Annotated in this window: 14 protein-coding genes; 7 read left to right on the top strand and 7 right to left on the bottom strand. The window is 61.4% G+C overall.

Annotated features, from left to right (window positions below):
- Positions 1-5: 5 nt before the first annotated feature.
- Genes M5B44_RS20260 through M5B44_RS20240 form a run of 5 tightly spaced genes read left to right on the top strand, consistent with a single transcriptional unit; the run spans position 6 to position 4,601 of the window.
- On the top strand, positions 6-1,034 hold the full coding sequence (locus M5B44_RS20260) for a DUF5924 family protein (protein ID WP_119429912.1): 1,029 nt from the start codon (positions 6-8) through the stop codon (positions 1,032-1,034).
- 55 nt (positions 1,035-1,089) lie between these two features.
- The gene (locus tag M5B44_RS20255) at positions 1,090-2,238 is read left to right on the top strand and encodes an ABC transporter permease (protein WP_085713058.1); all 1,149 of its coding nucleotides are present in this window, start codon (positions 1,090-1,092) and stop codon (positions 2,236-2,238) included.
- A 14-nt stretch (positions 2,239-2,252) separates the two neighbouring features.
- Positions 2,253-3,038 carry an ABC transporter ATP-binding protein gene (locus tag M5B44_RS20250; protein WP_248740411.1) on the top strand — a complete coding sequence of 262 codons (786 nt, stop codon included), beginning with the start codon at positions 2,253-2,255 and terminating at the stop codon, positions 3,036-3,038.
- A 1-nt stretch (position 3,039) separates the two neighbouring features.
- A complete protein-coding gene (locus M5B44_RS20245) occupies positions 3,040-3,978 on the top strand; it encodes an MlaD family protein (RefSeq protein WP_085713056.1) in 939 nt (312 codons plus the stop codon).
- Positions 3,975-4,601: an ABC-type transport auxiliary lipoprotein family protein gene (locus M5B44_RS20240; RefSeq protein WP_248740294.1), complete on the top strand. Its 627-nt coding sequence runs from the start codon at positions 3,975-3,977 to the stop codon at positions 4,599-4,601. Before M5B44_RS20245 ends, M5B44_RS20240 begins: the two co-directional genes overlap by 4 nt.
- A 3-nt stretch (positions 4,602-4,604) precedes the next feature.
- On the opposite strand, the gene M5B44_RS20235 is transcribed toward M5B44_RS20240, so the two are convergent.
- The 5 genes from M5B44_RS20235 to M5B44_RS20215 all read right to left on the bottom strand — a co-directional run bounded on the left by M5B44_RS20235 (position 4,605) and on the right by M5B44_RS20215 (position 8,949).
- Positions 4,605-5,834: a nucleoside recognition domain-containing protein gene (locus tag M5B44_RS20235; RefSeq protein ID WP_085713054.1), complete on the bottom strand. Its 1,230-nt coding sequence runs from the start codon at positions 5,832-5,834 to the stop codon at positions 4,605-4,607.
- Between the two features lie 102 nt (positions 5,835-5,936).
- Positions 5,937-7,268: a glutamate/aspartate:proton symporter GltP gene (gene gltP / locus M5B44_RS20230; RefSeq protein WP_085612511.1), complete on the bottom strand. Its 1,332-nt coding sequence runs from the start codon at positions 7,266-7,268 to the stop codon at positions 5,937-5,939.
- Between the two features lie 697 nt (positions 7,269-7,965).
- Positions 7,966-8,430: an inhibitor of vertebrate lysozyme family protein gene (locus M5B44_RS20225; RefSeq protein ID WP_085713053.1), complete on the bottom strand. Its 465-nt coding sequence runs from the start codon at positions 8,428-8,430 to the stop codon at positions 7,966-7,968.
- Between the two features lie 2 nt (positions 8,431-8,432).
- A complete protein-coding gene (locus tag M5B44_RS20220) occupies positions 8,433-8,597 on the bottom strand; it encodes a DUF1328 domain-containing protein (RefSeq protein ID WP_003177151.1) in 165 nt (54 codons plus the stop codon).
- A gap of 67 nt (positions 8,598-8,664) precedes the next feature.
- Positions 8,665-8,949 carry a hypothetical protein gene (locus M5B44_RS20215; protein WP_039764878.1) on the bottom strand — a complete coding sequence of 95 codons (285 nt, stop codon included), beginning with the start codon at positions 8,947-8,949 and terminating at the stop codon, positions 8,665-8,667.
- A 427-nt stretch (positions 8,950-9,376) separates the two neighbouring features.
- Here M5B44_RS20215 and algB point away from each other — a divergent pair, with 427 nt between their 5' ends.
- The gene (gene algB / locus M5B44_RS20210; protein ID WP_025112294.1) at positions 9,377-10,723 is read left to right on the top strand and encodes a sigma-54-dependent response regulator transcription factor AlgB; all 1,347 of its coding nucleotides are present in this window, start codon (positions 9,377-9,379) and stop codon (positions 10,721-10,723) included.
- A 10-nt stretch (positions 10,724-10,733) separates the two neighbouring features.
- A complete protein-coding gene (locus M5B44_RS20205; protein WP_119429917.1) occupies positions 10,734-12,524 on the top strand; it encodes a KinB sensor domain-containing domain in 1,791 nt (596 codons plus the stop codon).
- Here the strand turns inward: M5B44_RS20205 and M5B44_RS20200 are convergent.
- The gene (locus tag M5B44_RS20200) at positions 12,521-14,134 is read right to left on the bottom strand and encodes an EAL domain-containing protein (RefSeq protein WP_248740293.1); all 1,614 of its coding nucleotides are present in this window, start codon (positions 14,132-14,134) and stop codon (positions 12,521-12,523) included. The two genes, M5B44_RS20205 and M5B44_RS20200, sit on opposite strands and share 4 nt — an antisense overlap.
- 74 nt (positions 14,135-14,208) lie before the next feature.
- Positions 14,209-14,988, bottom strand: a complete 780-nt coding sequence (locus M5B44_RS20195; RefSeq protein ID WP_248740292.1) for an N-acetylmuramoyl-L-alanine amidase — start codon at positions 14,986-14,988, stop codon at positions 14,209-14,211.
- Positions 14,989-15,020: the final 32 nt, after the last annotated feature.

Genomic DNA, 15,020 nt, shown 5'->3' with positions numbered 1-15,020 from the left:
CCCAAATGCCCAAATTGACCCTCCTGATCCAGCGCATCCTCGAACTGATGAAGCGCTACCCCGGGGTCATTGCGCTCGGCGGTTTCATCTCCGGAGTCGGCAGTTTCATCCTGGTCGACCGACAACAGGGGCTGGCGAGCTGGATCACCACGATCATGCTGCTGAGCTGGATCTGGCTGATGCTGGAAAACAGCCTGACCGAGCTGTTCACGCGGGTCTTCAAACGGGAAATCCCCCAGCCGCTGCTGCGTTATGCGACGCAGATGATCCATCAGGAAAGCCTGTTTTTCGTCCTGCCGTTTTTCTTTATCACCACCACCTGGAACAGCGGCCAACTGGTATTCACCGGTCTGCTGTGCATCGCCGCGCTGATCTCGATTGTCGACCCGCTCTACTACAAATGGCTGGCGCCCCGGCGCTGGGCGTTCCTCGCGCTGCACACTCTGACTCTGTTCGCCGCCCTGCTGACCGCGTTGCCGGTGATCATGCACCTGACCACGTCGCAGAGTTTCAAATGGGCGCTGGGGACTGCCGTGGTGCTGTCGTTCCCGAGCCTGGCGTCGATCTTTCCGATCCGCACCGTGCGCAACGCGCTGGCGATCCTCAGCATCACCATTGGTATCGGCGGCGTCGGTTGGGTGCTGCGTTCGTGGGTGCCGCCGGCGACGCTGTGGATGACCGACGTTGCGATCAGCACCCAGTTGCAGGATCGCACCCCCGGCGCCAGCCTCGAACAAGTCAGCGCCGAGCAGATCCGCAACGGCGGGCTCTACGCCTACACCGCGATCAACGCACCGCGCGGGCTCGATGAGCGGATCTATCACGTGTGGCAGTTCAACGGCAAAGAGGTCGACCGCATTGCCCTCGACATCCACGGCGGGCGCAAGGAAGGCTACCGGGCGTGGACCCACAAGCAGGTTTTCCCCGGCAACCCGGTCGGTGACTGGCAGGTGCGGGTGCTGACCGAAGATGATCAGGTAATCGGCGTGCTGCGCTTCGAAGTCACGGACAGCACACCGACCAAAGAAAAGTAATCCGGTTCGTGCTATTACGTAGGTTCGCGAATTCAGCCGAACAAGCACGGAGCTTATGACCAGCAGCTCGATGACCGGTAATGCCCGACTGGACACCACGATCAGCCCTGCCCGTCTGCGGGTCACCGGGGACTGGACGCTCGCCCATTACGCCGAACTCAAGCACCTGAGCGAAACGCTCCGCGGTCAGTACGACGCCAGCACCACCATCGATCTCAACGGCCTCGGCGCCCTCGACACTGCCGGCGCCTCGCTGCTGGTGGAACTGCTCGGCTCCGAGCGCCTGGGCAAATCCGCCGAACACCCCGACTGCACGATTTCCACGGCCGACCGCGCGTTGCTGCAAACCGTGTATCGCTCGCTGACCGACTTCTGCGTGCCGATCAAGGAACCGGAAATCAGCGTCAGCGTGCAACTGCTGACCCGCATCGGCCGGGCCGTCGATACGGTCTGGCAGGACACCCTGCAACTGCTCGGCTTCGTCGGCCTGATTCTCGAAACCATTGCCCGCAGCCTGTTCCGGCCCAAGCGCTGGCGGATCACGCCGATGATCGCGCACATCGAACAGACCGGCCTCGACGCCGCGCCCATCGTGGCGCTGCTGACCTTTCTGGTGGGCGCGGTGGTGGCGTTTCTCGGGGCGACGGTACTGGCCAGTTTCGGCGCCAGCGTGTTTACCGTGGATCTGGTGGGCTTCGCCTTTCTGCGCGAATTTGGCGTGCTGCTCACGGCGATCCTGATGGCCGGCCGTACCGCCAGTGCCTTTACCGCACAGATCGGCTCGATGAAGGCCAACGAGGAAATCGACGCGATCCGCACCCTCGGCCTCGACCCCATGGAATTGTTGGTGGTGCCCCGCGTGCTGGCGTTGCTGGTGGCGCTGCCGATGCTGACCTTCCTCGCGATGATCTGCGGGATCATCGGTGGCGCGGTGGTCTGCGCCGTGTCGCTGGATATTTCGCCGGCGATGTTCCTGTCGCTGCTGCAAAGCGACATAGGGATTCAACATTTCCTGGTTGGTCTGGTCAAAGCCCCGATCTTCGCGTTCCTGATTGCCGCCATCGGCTGTCTGGAAGGCTTCAAGGTCAGTGGCAGCGCCGAATCGGTCGGCGCCCACACCACCTCGAGCGTGGTGCAATCGATCTTCGTGGTGATCGTGCTTGATGCGGTCGCCGCGCTGTTCTTCATGGAGATGGGCTGGTGAGTCGTCTACCCCGCATGCCGTCCGAGGCGGTGATCGAAGTCCGTGGCCTGTGCAATCGCTTCGGCAGCCAGAGCGTGCACGAGAACCTCGACCTGGACTTGTACAAAGGCGAAATCCTCGCCGTGGTCGGCGGCTCCGGCAGCGGCAAGTCGGTGCTGCTGCGCAGCATCGTCGGCTTGCGCCGGCCCAGCGAAGGCAACGTGAAAGTGTTCGGCCAGAACCTGCCGAGCCTGTCCGAGCACGAACGGTCGCTGGTCGAGCGGCGCTTTGGCGTGCTGTTCCAGAAAGGCGCGCTGTTCTCCTCGCTGACGGTCACCGAGAACGTCGCCCTGCCCCTGATCGAACACGCCGGCCTGAGCCGCGAAGACGCCGAGCATCTGGCGGCGGTGAAACTGGCGCTGGCCGGGTTGCCGCTGTCGGCGGCGGACAAATACCCGGCGTCGCTGTCCGGCGGCATGATCAAGCGGGCAGCGCTGGCCCGGGCGCTGGCGCTGGATCCGGACATCCTGTTTCTCGACGAACCCACTGCCGGCCTCGATCCGATTGGTGCGGCGCAGTTCGACCAGTTGATCCTGACCCTGCGCGACGCGCTGGGCCTTAGCGTGTTTCTGGTGACCCACGACCTCGACACGCTCTACACCATCACCGACCGGGTGGCGGTGCTGGCGCAGAAAAAAGTGCTGGTGGCCGGGCCCATCGACGTGGTCTCGGAAACCGACGACGCGTGGATTCACGAATATTTCCACGGCCCTCGCGGCCGCTCGGCGCTGGACGCCGCCAAACTGCTCAACGAGGTCTGACATGGAAACCCGAGCCCATCATGTGTTGATCGGCCTGTTCACGGTGATTGTGGTGGCCGGCGCCCTGCTCTTCGGTCTGTGGCTGGCGAAATCCAGCGTCGACACCGAGTTCAAGGATTACGAAATCGTCTTCAACGAGGCGGTCAGTGGCCTGTCCCGGGGCAGCCCGGTGCAGTACAGCGGGATCAAGGTCGGCGACGTGGTCAGCCTGCGGCTCGACCCGAAGGACCCGCGCCGGGTGCTGGCGCGGATTCGCCTCGGCGGCGACACACCGGTCAAGGAAGACACCCTGGCCAAACTGGCCCTGGCCGGGATCACCGGCACGTCAATCATCCAGCTCAGCGGCGGCACGCCAGAGAGTCCGAAACTGCGAGGCAAGGACGGCGAACTGCCGACGATCGTCGCATCGCCCTCGCCTATCTCGCGGCTGCTCAATGACAGCAATGACCTGATGAGCGGGGTCAGCACGCTGCTGAACAATGCCAATCAAATGTTCTCCGCCGATAACATCGAGCGCGTGAGCAAAACCCTCGAACACCTGGAACAGACCACCGGTTCGATCAACGATCAGCGCGGCGACCTGCGCCAGGCCATGCAACAACTGGCAACCGTCGGCAAACAGGCTGGCAGCATGCTCGAGCAGACTTCGGCGCTGATGCGCAACGCCAACGGCCTGCTCAACGATCAGGGCAAACAGGCCCTGGGCAGCGCCGAACAAGCGATGAAGTCGCTGGAACAGAGCAGCGCCACTATCAATGGCTTGCTCAGCAAGAATCAGAATTCCCTCGACAGCGGCATGCAGGGCCTCAACGGCCTCGCGCCGGCAGTGCGCGAACTGCGTGAAACCCTGACCTCGCTGCGGGCCATTTCCCAACGTCTGGAGGCCAACCCCAGCGGTTACCTGCTGGGCAGTGAAAAGAACAAGGAGTTCACGCCATGAAGCTGACTCGCCTCGCCCTCCTCGCCGGCTTCACGCTGATCGGCGCCTGCTCGATTCTGCCCAAGACCGAGCCGCTGGATGTCTACCGCTTGCCAGCCGCACAGGCGCCCGCCTCGGCCAGTACGGCGGCGACTCAGCACTGGTCGCTGCGTCTGAACAAATTGCAGGCCAGCGAAGCCCTCAACCGTCCCGGCATCGCGGTGATTCCCCAGGGCGATGTGATCAGCACCTACAAGGCTTCGCGCTGGAGCGATCCGGCGCCGGTGCTGGTGCGTAACAGGCTGCTCGATGGCTTTGCGCGTGATGGCCGGGTGACGTTACTCAGTACCGATGACAGCAATTTTTCTGCGGATCTGGAACTGGGTGGCAGCTTGCAGGCGTTCCAGACGGAATATCAGGGCAATCAGGCCAGCGTCGTGGTGCGGGTCGATGCGTTGCTGGTGCGCGGCTATGACCAGAAGATTCTCGCCAGCCGCCGCTTCGAAGAACGCCAGCCGCTAAGCGATGTGCAGGTGCCGGCGGTGGTGGCCGGATTCGGTCAGGCCAGTGATCGGCTGACGGCGAAGGTTGTGGCGTGGGCGGTGGAACAAGGCCAGAAAGTTGCCCCACCTGCCCGGCCTTGAGCCTTAACCGAAGAACCAGTAGCAGACGCCGATAGCGCCGAGCACACCCGCCAGCTCAGCCAGCAGCGCGCAACCCACGGCATGCCGGGCGCGCTGGATGCCCACGGCGCCGAAGTACACCGCCAGCACGTAGAACGTGGTCTCGGTGCTGCCCTGGATCGTCGCCGCCACCAGCGCCGGGAAGCTGTCGACGCCGGAGGTCTTCATCGTTTCGATCAGCATCGCCCGGGCGGCGCTGCCGGAGAACGGTTTGACCATCGCAGTCGGCAGCGCATCGACGAAGCGCGTGTCCCACCCTGCCCACTGCACCAGATGACGAATGCCGTCGAGGCCGAAATCCAGTGCGCCTGACGCGCGCAATACGCCGATCGCACAAAGCATCGCCACCAGATACGGCAGCAGATTCTTGGCGACGTCGAAACCTTCCTTCGCCCCTTCGACGAACGCTTCGTAGACCTTCACCTTGCGCAAGGCACCGATCACCAGGAACAGCATGATCAGGCCGAACAGCGTCAGGTTGCCGAGGATCGACGACAGCCCCGCCAGCGCCGTGGCCGACATCGTCGCCAGCAGTGCCATGAAGCCGCCGAGGATCAGCGCGCCAGGAATCAGGTAGGCCAGCACCACCGGGTCCCAGACCCGCAAGCGCTGCATGAACGCCACCGACAGGAAGCCGACGATGGTCGAGCAACTGGTGGCCAGCAGGATCGGCAGGAACACCAGCGTCGGGTCCGGCGCACCTTGCTGGGCGCGGTACATGAAAATCGTCACCGGCAGCAGGGTCAGGGACGAGGCGTTGAGCACCAGGAACAGGATTTGCGCGTTGCTGGCGATGGTCGAGCTGGGGTTGAGCTCCTGCAGCGCCTTCATGGCCTTGAGGCCGATCGGTGTGGCGGCGTTGTCCAGGCCCAGGCCGTTGGCGGCGAAGTTCAGGGTAATCAGGCCCAGTGCCGGATGCCCGGCCGGCACTTCCGGCATCAGCCGCAGGAACAGCGGCCCGAGCACCTTGGCCAGCCATTCGACAATCCCGGCTTTCTCGGCAATGCGCAGGAAGCCCAGCCACAGGGTCAGGGTGCCGAACAGCAGCACCATGACCTCGACCGACAGCTTGGCCATGGCAAAAATGCTTTCCACCATCGCCGCAAAGATTCCGGCGTTACCGCCGACCAGCCACTGCACCAGCGCCGACACGGCTGCCACGATGAAGAAGCCAAGCCACAGGCCATTAAGCATCAGTCAAATCCCCCGGAAGATGCGGCGAATGATAGCGGGGTCGCCAGAAACGACAAACCCCGGATTTCTCCGGGGTTTGTCAGGGTGCCTTGCGGGCGGGGATCAGTTTTTCGAAACGTCACCGGCCGGCAGTTTTTCCTTGCTGCGCCAGTGCGGCAGCGAGTTCCAGTAGCGCTGGCCTTTCGCGTCGTCGTACATGCCTTCCCAACGGGCGATGACCAGTACGGCGAGGGCGTTGCCGATCACGTTCAGGGCGGTACGCGCCATGTCCATCACGCGGTCGACACCGGCGATGAAGGCCAGGCCTTCCAGCGGAATGCCGACGCTGCCCAGCGTGGCCAGCAGCACCACGAAGGACACGCCCGGCACGCCGGCGATACCTTTGGAGGTCACCATCAGGGTCAGGACCAGCAGCAGTTGCTGGCTGATCGACAGGTCGATGCCGTACAGCTGGGCAATGAAGATCGCCGCGATGGACTGGTACAGGGTCGAACCGTCGAGGTTGAACGAGTAACCGGTCGGCACAACGAAGCTGCAAATGGCTTTCGGTGCGCCGTAGGCCTCCATCTTCTCGATCACGCGTGGCAGCACGGTTTCCGAGGAAGCGGTGGAGTAAGCCAGCACCAGCTCATCCTTGAAGATGCGCATCAGCTTGATCACCGAGAAACCGAACATCTTGGCGATCAGGCCCAGCACCACGAAGGCGAAGAAGGCGATGGCGACGTAAACCAGGATCACCAGCTTGGCCAGCGGCAACAGCGAAGCGAAACCGAAGTTGGCCACGGTCACCGCGATCAGGGCGAACACGCCGATCGGGGCGTAGTTCATGATCATGTGGGTGACTTTGAACATGCTTTCCGAGACGCCCTGGAACATCTTCACCAGCGGCTCGCGCAGGTCCGACTGCAGGCTCGACAGACCGAGACCGAACAGCACGGAGAAGAAGATGATCGGCAGCATTTCGCCGCGGGCCATGGCCGCGAAGATGTTCGACGGGATCAGGTTGAGGATGGTCTCGATGAACGCGTGTTCATGCTGTACTTCGGCGGCGGTCGCCTGGTACTTGGAGATGTCCACGGTGCCCAGGGTGCTCATGTCGATGCCGGCACCCGGATGGAACAGGTTGGCCAGCAGCAGGCCGACGACAATGGCGATGGTGGTGACGATTTCGAAGTAGATGATGGTCTTCAGGCCGATACGCCCGAGCTTCTTGGCGTCGCCCACGCCGGCGATGCCGACGATAAGGGAAGAAATGACGATCGGGATCACGATCATCTTGATCAGACGGATAAAGATATCGCCTGCCGGTTGCAGGACGTTGCTGATCCACCAGGCCTTTTCGGCACTGAAATGGTTGAGCAACGCACCGATTGCAATCCCCAATACCAGACCGATGAGGATCTGCCAGGCGAGGCTAAGCTTTGCCTTCTTCATATTCTTTACCCTTACTTGCGTTTGACTCAAGGCACATGCAGGAACTGGAACGCTCTTGGCGGAAAAGTCTGTGCATCTGCCTCCGTATAAGGTGCCCCGAAGCGCGTGTTTACGGCTCTCCGGCAGGCGAAAAAAGGCGCAACTATTCCGATGCGGGGTTGCGCCGTCTAATGCCGTAAACGCCTACCCTATGCCGAATCGGCATGAGCTTTTTTAAATGAAACTGGCGTCCCAACCGGTTCGAATACGACATTTCGGCAGGCATAAGTGCCGTGAACCGGCCATTACAGCGTAGATTGGTTATTTTTTGAACGAGTGATTTCGACGAAAATTTTCCGAAAAAGCCTACGTTTGGAATCTAAAACGCCGACTGGCTTTATCGACTCTTTCTCGATATACGGTCGCGAGGAAACACCGCGAAATGCTTTTCGCGCGCAGTGTGATCGATAAAAAGATGAGCAGAACGCTCTGGATCAATGTTTTGTCACTTTGAAAGCTCAGCGCAAGTCCGTCGAACCGCTCCGGGTTGGCGAACTTGCGTCGCAGCTTTTACCCTGACCCGGCCCTCATCGCAGGCACTCCCTGTACCCGTAGGTCACTCCGACCCTGCAACAGTCAGAACGTCCCGGCCCCCTGGTCATGCACCGGCCTTCCTCGGGCGGGCGCAATGGAAGGCAGCTGTGGGCTGCCTTCATGTTCAATACCAGTTCGGATCTTTTTTCAGCGTTTCCATCAACAGATCCTGCATGCCCTGATCGGGTTTGCCGAGGAAGCGGTAGGTGGCATGTCGCGTGGGCGACTTGTCGGCCGGCAGTCCTTCGGGCACATCGACCAGCATGGCGTAAGCGTGTTTCTTGTCGAAGCTGAACGCGACGATCAAGCGGTGGTTGAGGCATTTGTCCTGCGATTCGCAGAGCGGCCCGACCAGATACTTGTCGCCGTCTTCAGTGACGGCATTCATCTGTTGGTCCGGCGTACCGGAGAGGTTCATCACCCATTCCGGCAGGCGTTCTTCCTTCTTCACCACGCCTTCCCAGGTTTCCCTGTAGTGCGGGTCTGAACTCAGCAGTTCGTTGACCCGCGTCTGGCCATCATTGGCCGCCATCGCCATGGCACTACCGCCCAGAAGCAGGGCGGCTGCCAGTGTCTTTAAAGCACTCATGGTCAACCTCGGCCGCGACGGCCAAAGAAGAACGAGGCGATGAACATCACCAGGAACACGACAAAGAGAATCTTGGCGATACCCGTGGCGGTGCCCGCGATACCACCGAAGCCCAGTACTGCAGCGATGATGGCAATGATCAGGAATGTGATTGCCCAGCTCAACATGGTGATTCTCCTTGTTTCTATTTAGGGGTGTTGCCGGTCTCGGCGCAGCGGCGCCCAGATTCGTGGATCAGAAAACCCAGCGTTCTTCGCGTGGCATGTCGCCCAGCGGCTGCGGCTGGTCGACATCCATCATGCGCATCGCACCGTTGTCGGCCTGGCTGCTGCTGACGGCGCTGAAGTGCGTTTGCGTCGCGTGCTGCATCGAAATCAGGGGCTCAGGTTGCTGACTCTGTTCCCAGCGCAGGTATTGCTGGCAGGCGATCAGGGTAATCAGCAGCGCAAGTGCGCCAAACAGGGCCTGCTGCAGGTGCAGTGGCGAGATACGCATTTGGGCGGCACGTTGGCGAGTCATCCTGGGTTCCTCACTCTTATTTGGTTAGGGCAGTGCATATCTGCCCGGGCTGAGAGAGGTATTGCAGCCTGCATGCCAGCTTTTTTGTTTTAAAAAAACCAATAAAATCAGATAGTTACAAACGTAATGAGAAATCAGGACGACGCATCCTGCACGATGGGTCATCCAAGGTCGTGCGAAATGCACGAATGCTTCGTAGGAGAAATCATTCTTTTTGAATTGAGAGCAGGGTGCGGATGTCAGAAAAGGAAGCAGGCAAATGCCTGAAAAACGTCGTTTGTTTAAAAAATCAACAAAATCAGTGAATTAGCCGTGAGGGCAGGAGAGAGCTACCCTGCTATGACTGGAATCGATCAGAATCAACCATGCAACTTGCCCGATTTTTCCGGGACTAACCCAAGACATTCACTTATGGAGCGTAGGAAAAATGGAATCAGCCACTGAGCATCAAGGCCGCATTCTGCTGGTGGACGATGAATCCGCCATCCTGCGAACCTTCCGTTATTGCCTCGAAGACGAAGGCTATACGGTTGCCACCGCCAATAGCGCGGCCCAGGCTGACGCGCTGTTGCAGCGTCAGGTGTTCGACCTGTGCTTCCTCGATCTGCGCCTCGGCGAAGACAATGGTCTCGACGTGCTGGCGCAGATGCGCATCCAGGCGCCGTGGATGCGGGTGGTGATCGTCACCGCGCATTCGGCTGTCGATACGGCGGTGGACGCGATTCAGGCAGGCGCCGCCGACTATCTGGTCAAACCGTGCAGCCCTGACCAGTTGCGTCTGGCCACCGCCAAGCAACTCGAAGTCCGCCAGCTATCGGCGCGTCTGGAAGCACTCGAAGGCGAGATCCGCAAACCCAAGGACGGTCTCGATTCCCACAGCCCGGCGATGAAAGTCGTACTGGAAACCGCGCGGCAAGTGGCGAGCACCGATGCCAATATCCTGATCCTCGGCGAGTCCGGCACCGGTAAAGGTGAGCTGGCCCGGGCGATTCACGGCTGGAGCAAGCGCGAGAAGAAATCCTGCGTCACCATCAATTGCCCGTCGCTGACCGCCGAGCTGATGGAAAGCGAGCTGTTCGGTCACAGTCGCGGCGCGTTTACCGGGGCCAGCGAAAGCACTTTGGGCCGGGTCAATCAGGCGGATGGCGGCACGCTGTTTCTCGACGAGATCGGCGATTTTCCACTGACATTGCAACCAAAGTTGTTGCGATTCATTCAGGACAAGGAATACGAACGGGTAGGGGACCCAGTCACCCGCCGCGCCGACGTGCGCATCCTCGCGGCGACCAACCTCAACTTGGAAGACATGGTGCGCGACGGTCGTTTCCGTGAAGACCTGCTGTATCGCCTGAACGTTATCACCCTGCATCTGCCACCGTTGCGCGAACGGGCCGAGGACATCCTGACCCTGGCCGACCGCTTCCTCGCTCGTTTTGTGAAGGAATACGCGCGTCCAGCTCGAGGCTTCAGTGACGAGGCGCGGGAAGCACTGTTGGGTTACCGCTGGCCCGGCAACATCCGCGAGCTGCGCAACGTGGTCGAGCGGGCGAGCATCATTTGCCCGCAGGAGCGTGTGGAAATCAGCCACCTCGGTATGGCCGAGCAACCCGCCAACAATGCGCCGCGCGTCGGTGCGGCCTTGAGCCTCGACGAACTGGAGAAGGCCCACATCGGTGCTGTGCTGGCGACCGCCGGGACCCTCGACCAGGCGGCCAAGACTCTGGGGATCGACGCCTCGACCCTGTATCGCAAGCGCAAGCAGTACAACCTGTGAGCGCCCGCCGATGAAACTGGCGATGAAGTTGCGGACCCGCTTGTTCCTGAGCATTTCCGCACTGATCACCGTGGCCTTGCTCGGGCTGATGCTCGGGCTGGTCAGTGTGATGCAAATGGCCGGTACTCAGGAGGCGCTGATCCGCAACAACTTCGTCACCCTCGATCTAGGGCTCAAACTGCGCCAGACCCTGGGCGATCAACTGATCATGATGCTTGCCGAGAAGCCCGATCCGGTGGCCTTCGAAGCATCGAAACAGCATTACTTCGAACTGCTCGACGAAGGCATCGCCCAGGAACAGAAGGACGACGGACGCCAGTACGGATTCAGTCAGGCCAAAGCGGATTATCTGAATTTCCTGCAAGCATTCGATGTGTCCCGCGACCCGGCTGCAGCCCTGAGCGGCAGTGGTGATCTGCGCGAGCGCTTCAACACCCTGCGCAACGGCTTGATCGCCGAGCACAAGCACGCACTGGATAACATCAACTCCGTACAACACGCCGCCCGCGACCGGGCCCTGCTGATTGCCGGCCTGCTCGGGCTGGTGGGGCTGGCGGTGCTGATCATCGGTTTCATCACCGCCCAGGGGATCGCCCGGCGGTTCGGTGCACCGATCGAGGCGCTGGCGAAAGCGGCGGACAACATCGGCCAGGGCAATTTCGAAGTGACCCTGCCGGTGTCCTCTGCCATGGAGATCAACCTGCTGACCCGGCGTTTCGGGCTGATGGCCGAAGCGCTGCGCGAGCATCAGGCGACCAATGTCGATGAACTGCTGGCCGGCCAGCAACGTTTGCAGGCCGTGCTCGACAGCATCGACGACGGTTTGTTGATGATCGACCGTCAGGGGCATCTGGAGCACTTGAACCCGGTGGCCCAGCGGCAATTGGGTTGGGACAGTGACCGCTTTGGCGAAGGCCTGGGCACCGCGCTTCAGCGCCCGGAGCTGGATGCGCAGCTACAACTGGTGCTGCGCGGCGGCACCCTTGAGCGCGCACCGGAAGATTTGAGCATCGAGGTCGACGGCGAGTCGCGGCTGCTGACCTACAGCCTGACCCCGGTCAGCCATACCCAGGGGCATATCCTCGGCGCGGTGATGGTGCTGCACGATGTCACCGAACAGCGGGCCTTTGAGCGGGTTCGCAGCGAATTCGTATTGCGTGCCTCCCATGAACTGCGCACGCCAGTGACCGGCATGCACATGGCGTTCGGGCTATTCCGCGAGCGGGCGAAGTTTCCGGCGGAATCCCGCGAGTCGGATCTGCTCGATACGGTCAATGAAGAAATGCAGCGCCTGATGCAGTTGATCAACGACCTTCTGAACTTCTCACGCTATCAAAGCGGCTTGCAGAAACTCACGCTGGCGCCGTGCTCCATCGAGGATTTGCTGGCTCAGGCGCAATCGCGTTTTGCCGACACGGCGGCGCAGAAGGGCGTGGCATTGAATGTCGAGGTACAGAGCCCCTTGCCACGGTTGCAGGCCGATCAGGCCCAGCTGGACCGTGTGCTGGACAACCTGATCGACAACGCCTTGCGCCACACCGCCCGCGACGGCCTGATCCGGTTGCAGGCGCGCCGACATGGCGAGCGGGTGATCATCAGCGTCGAGGACAATGGCGAAGGTATCGCTTACGGCCAGCAAGGGCGGATCTTCGAACCGTTCGTCCAGGTCGGACGCAAGAAGGGCGGTGCCGGGCTCGGGTTGGCGCTGTGCAAGGAAATCGTCCAGCTACATGGCGGCCGTATGGGCGTCTATTCGCGACCGGGCCAGGGCACGCAGTTCTACATGGCGCTGGCGGTCTAGGCTTCGTCGTCCATCCGGCGGCCGGCGAGCCGCCGTCCCCGGGTAATCAGCTCGATGAATTGCACGGCGCTCAAGGCATGGGCGAACAGCCAGCCCTGGCCGAACTTTACGCCTTCGCTGCTGAGCAGTGCCGCCTGGGATTCATGCTCGATACCTTCAGCGATCACTTTCAGATCCAGAGCCTGGGCCATGTGAATGATGTGCGGCGCGACGCCGCTGCTGGCCGCGTCATGGCCGAGGGCGTCGATGAAGGCCTTGTCGATTTTCAGGCAGTCCACCGGCAGGGTCTGCAAGTAGGCGAGGCTGCAATAGCCAGTGCCGAAATCGTCGATCAGCACTTGATGGCCGACATCACGCAGCGCTTGCAGGTTTTCCCGTGCGACCACCACATCGATCAGCCCGCGTTCGGTCACTTCAAACGCAATCTGCCGCGCTGCCACGCGATGCAGGCTCAGCAGTCGCGCCATGACCTGACCAATGCGCGGCACCATTACATCGCATGCCGCCAGGTTCACCGAGATGTACAGCTGCGGATTGGCCCGCAGCAATTGACCCAGTTGCTCCAGCAGGCGCTGGAGGACGAAATCGGTCATCTGGCGGATCTGCCCGGTGTTTTCCGCCATCGGAATAAACAGGTCGGGGCTGGTCAGCGTGCCGTCCGGCCGGCGCCAGCGCAGCAGGGCTTCGGCGCCGACGCAGTTGCGGCTGTCGAGGTCGAAGATCGGTTGATAGAGCACCTGCAACTCGCCACGGCGGATCGCTCCGTGAAGCTCGGCGTCCAGCGACTGACGCTGGCGGACGATCCAGAACACCAGAACGCCCACCAGCGCCCCGAGTACCAGACAGAACGGCACCATCCACCACCACAGCTCCGGAATGTGCATGCCCGTGCGCGGACTGATCAGCACCAACTGGTATTCCGGGTTGTCGGTGGGCATGCGATAGATCAGACGCGTCTGGGTGACTTGCAGCGCGTCGGTGGATTTCGGCGGCCACGGCTCAGTGGGCGGCCAGGCCTGTGGCACGCCAAGCACCGGAATCGCCCGGGTCCCGTGATCCAGCACCACCAGCAGGCTGCTATCGGGGGACAGGTCGACCATGTCGGTCAGATGCCCACGAGAGGTGGCCACGCGAAAGTTGCCGCGGCCGAGCATCAGCGCCGCGCGGTTTTCATCGGGTTCGGTGGTGGTGTTCAGCCAGTAGCTGTGGGTCGGGCCCTTGATGTCCGGTGGGCGGACGACTGACAGACCTTCCTGGCGGGGGCGGTTGGAGCAGATGCGTGACGCATCCATATAGGCGGCTTCATAGACGAAGCGGTAGTTGAAGGTCACCTGCTGCAGCGTGGCGATCATTTCGTCATCGCAACTGCGCAATGGCTGGGCTTCAAGATCGTCCAGACTCTCGCGCAACTGGCCGAACAATTGCTCGAGGCGGGCGAGGAAACGTTCGCCCTGGGCATTCATTTCCTGACTTTCGCTTTGTTCAACCTGATGCATGGCGACGAACAGCCCGCCGGTGATCAGCAGGCCTGCACTGAGGACAGCCGCCAGCATCGCCAGAAACCACGGACGATAAAACCAGCTACGCAGCGTCTCTCGGGTAGCAACCATATGGATATCCGAAGAATTACCAATGAGTTATAGCTGCTGATTGCACTTTCGCCCTGACCGTCGGGCGGGCGTCATTATTTTGTCTGATTCAACACCAGCAGCAACGCTGCCGTTTGCGCATCCGGCGTGCCGTCGAAGCGGGAAGGGCGGAAGTGCATCTGGAAGGCTGCGAGTACATGGCGGGTCGCCACGTCCAGCTCGCCGTTCTGCGGCGTTGCGTAGCCCAGGCGCGCCAGTTGCGCCTGGAACCAGCTGATGCTCGGCAACTCCACCTCGAACCGCACTTGCTGGCGGGCGACGGCTTGTTCGTCCGGCCACAAGCCAAGGCCTTCGGCAGCCAGGCGCTTCCACGGGAACAATGGGCCCGGATCAAGTTTGCGCAGCGGTGCGATATCACTGTGACCGATGATGTGGTCCGGGCTGATGCCGTTGCGTTTGCTGATGTCCTTGAGCAGGACGATCAGCGACTGCACTTGGGCTTCGCTGTACGGAAACCACACGCGTCCGGTCGGAGTGTCCTTGAAGCCCGGGTTGACGATTTCGATGCCGATGGAGCTTGAGTTGAGCCAGGTACGGCCTTGCCATTCACTTTCGCCGGCATGCCAGGCGCGCAGGTTTTCGTCCATCAGCTTGTAGATCGTGCCTTTCTTGTCGTCGCCGATCAGGTAGTGGCTGCTGACTTCACCGTGGGTCAGCAGTTGCAGCGAACGCTCGAGAGAGGCGGAGGTGTAATGCACGATCACGAATTGCGCGCGGCTGTCGTGATTGGCAGAAGGATGGCTGGTGTCATAGCGCGGGCCGCTGGCACAACCGGCCAGAATGAGCAGCGACGTGATGAGGGCAAGGAATTTCATGGCAGTACACGTAAGTCAGTAATGCAACAGTG

Source organism: Pseudomonas sp. MWU12-2029 (assembly GCF_023242425.1).
In the GTDB taxonomy this organism is placed as follows: Bacteria; Pseudomonadota; Gammaproteobacteria; order Pseudomonadales; family Pseudomonadaceae; genus Aquipseudomonas; species Aquipseudomonas kribbensis.
The sequence above is the reverse complement of the archived record's forward strand: the minus strand, read 5'-3'. Positions and strand labels throughout refer to the sequence as shown.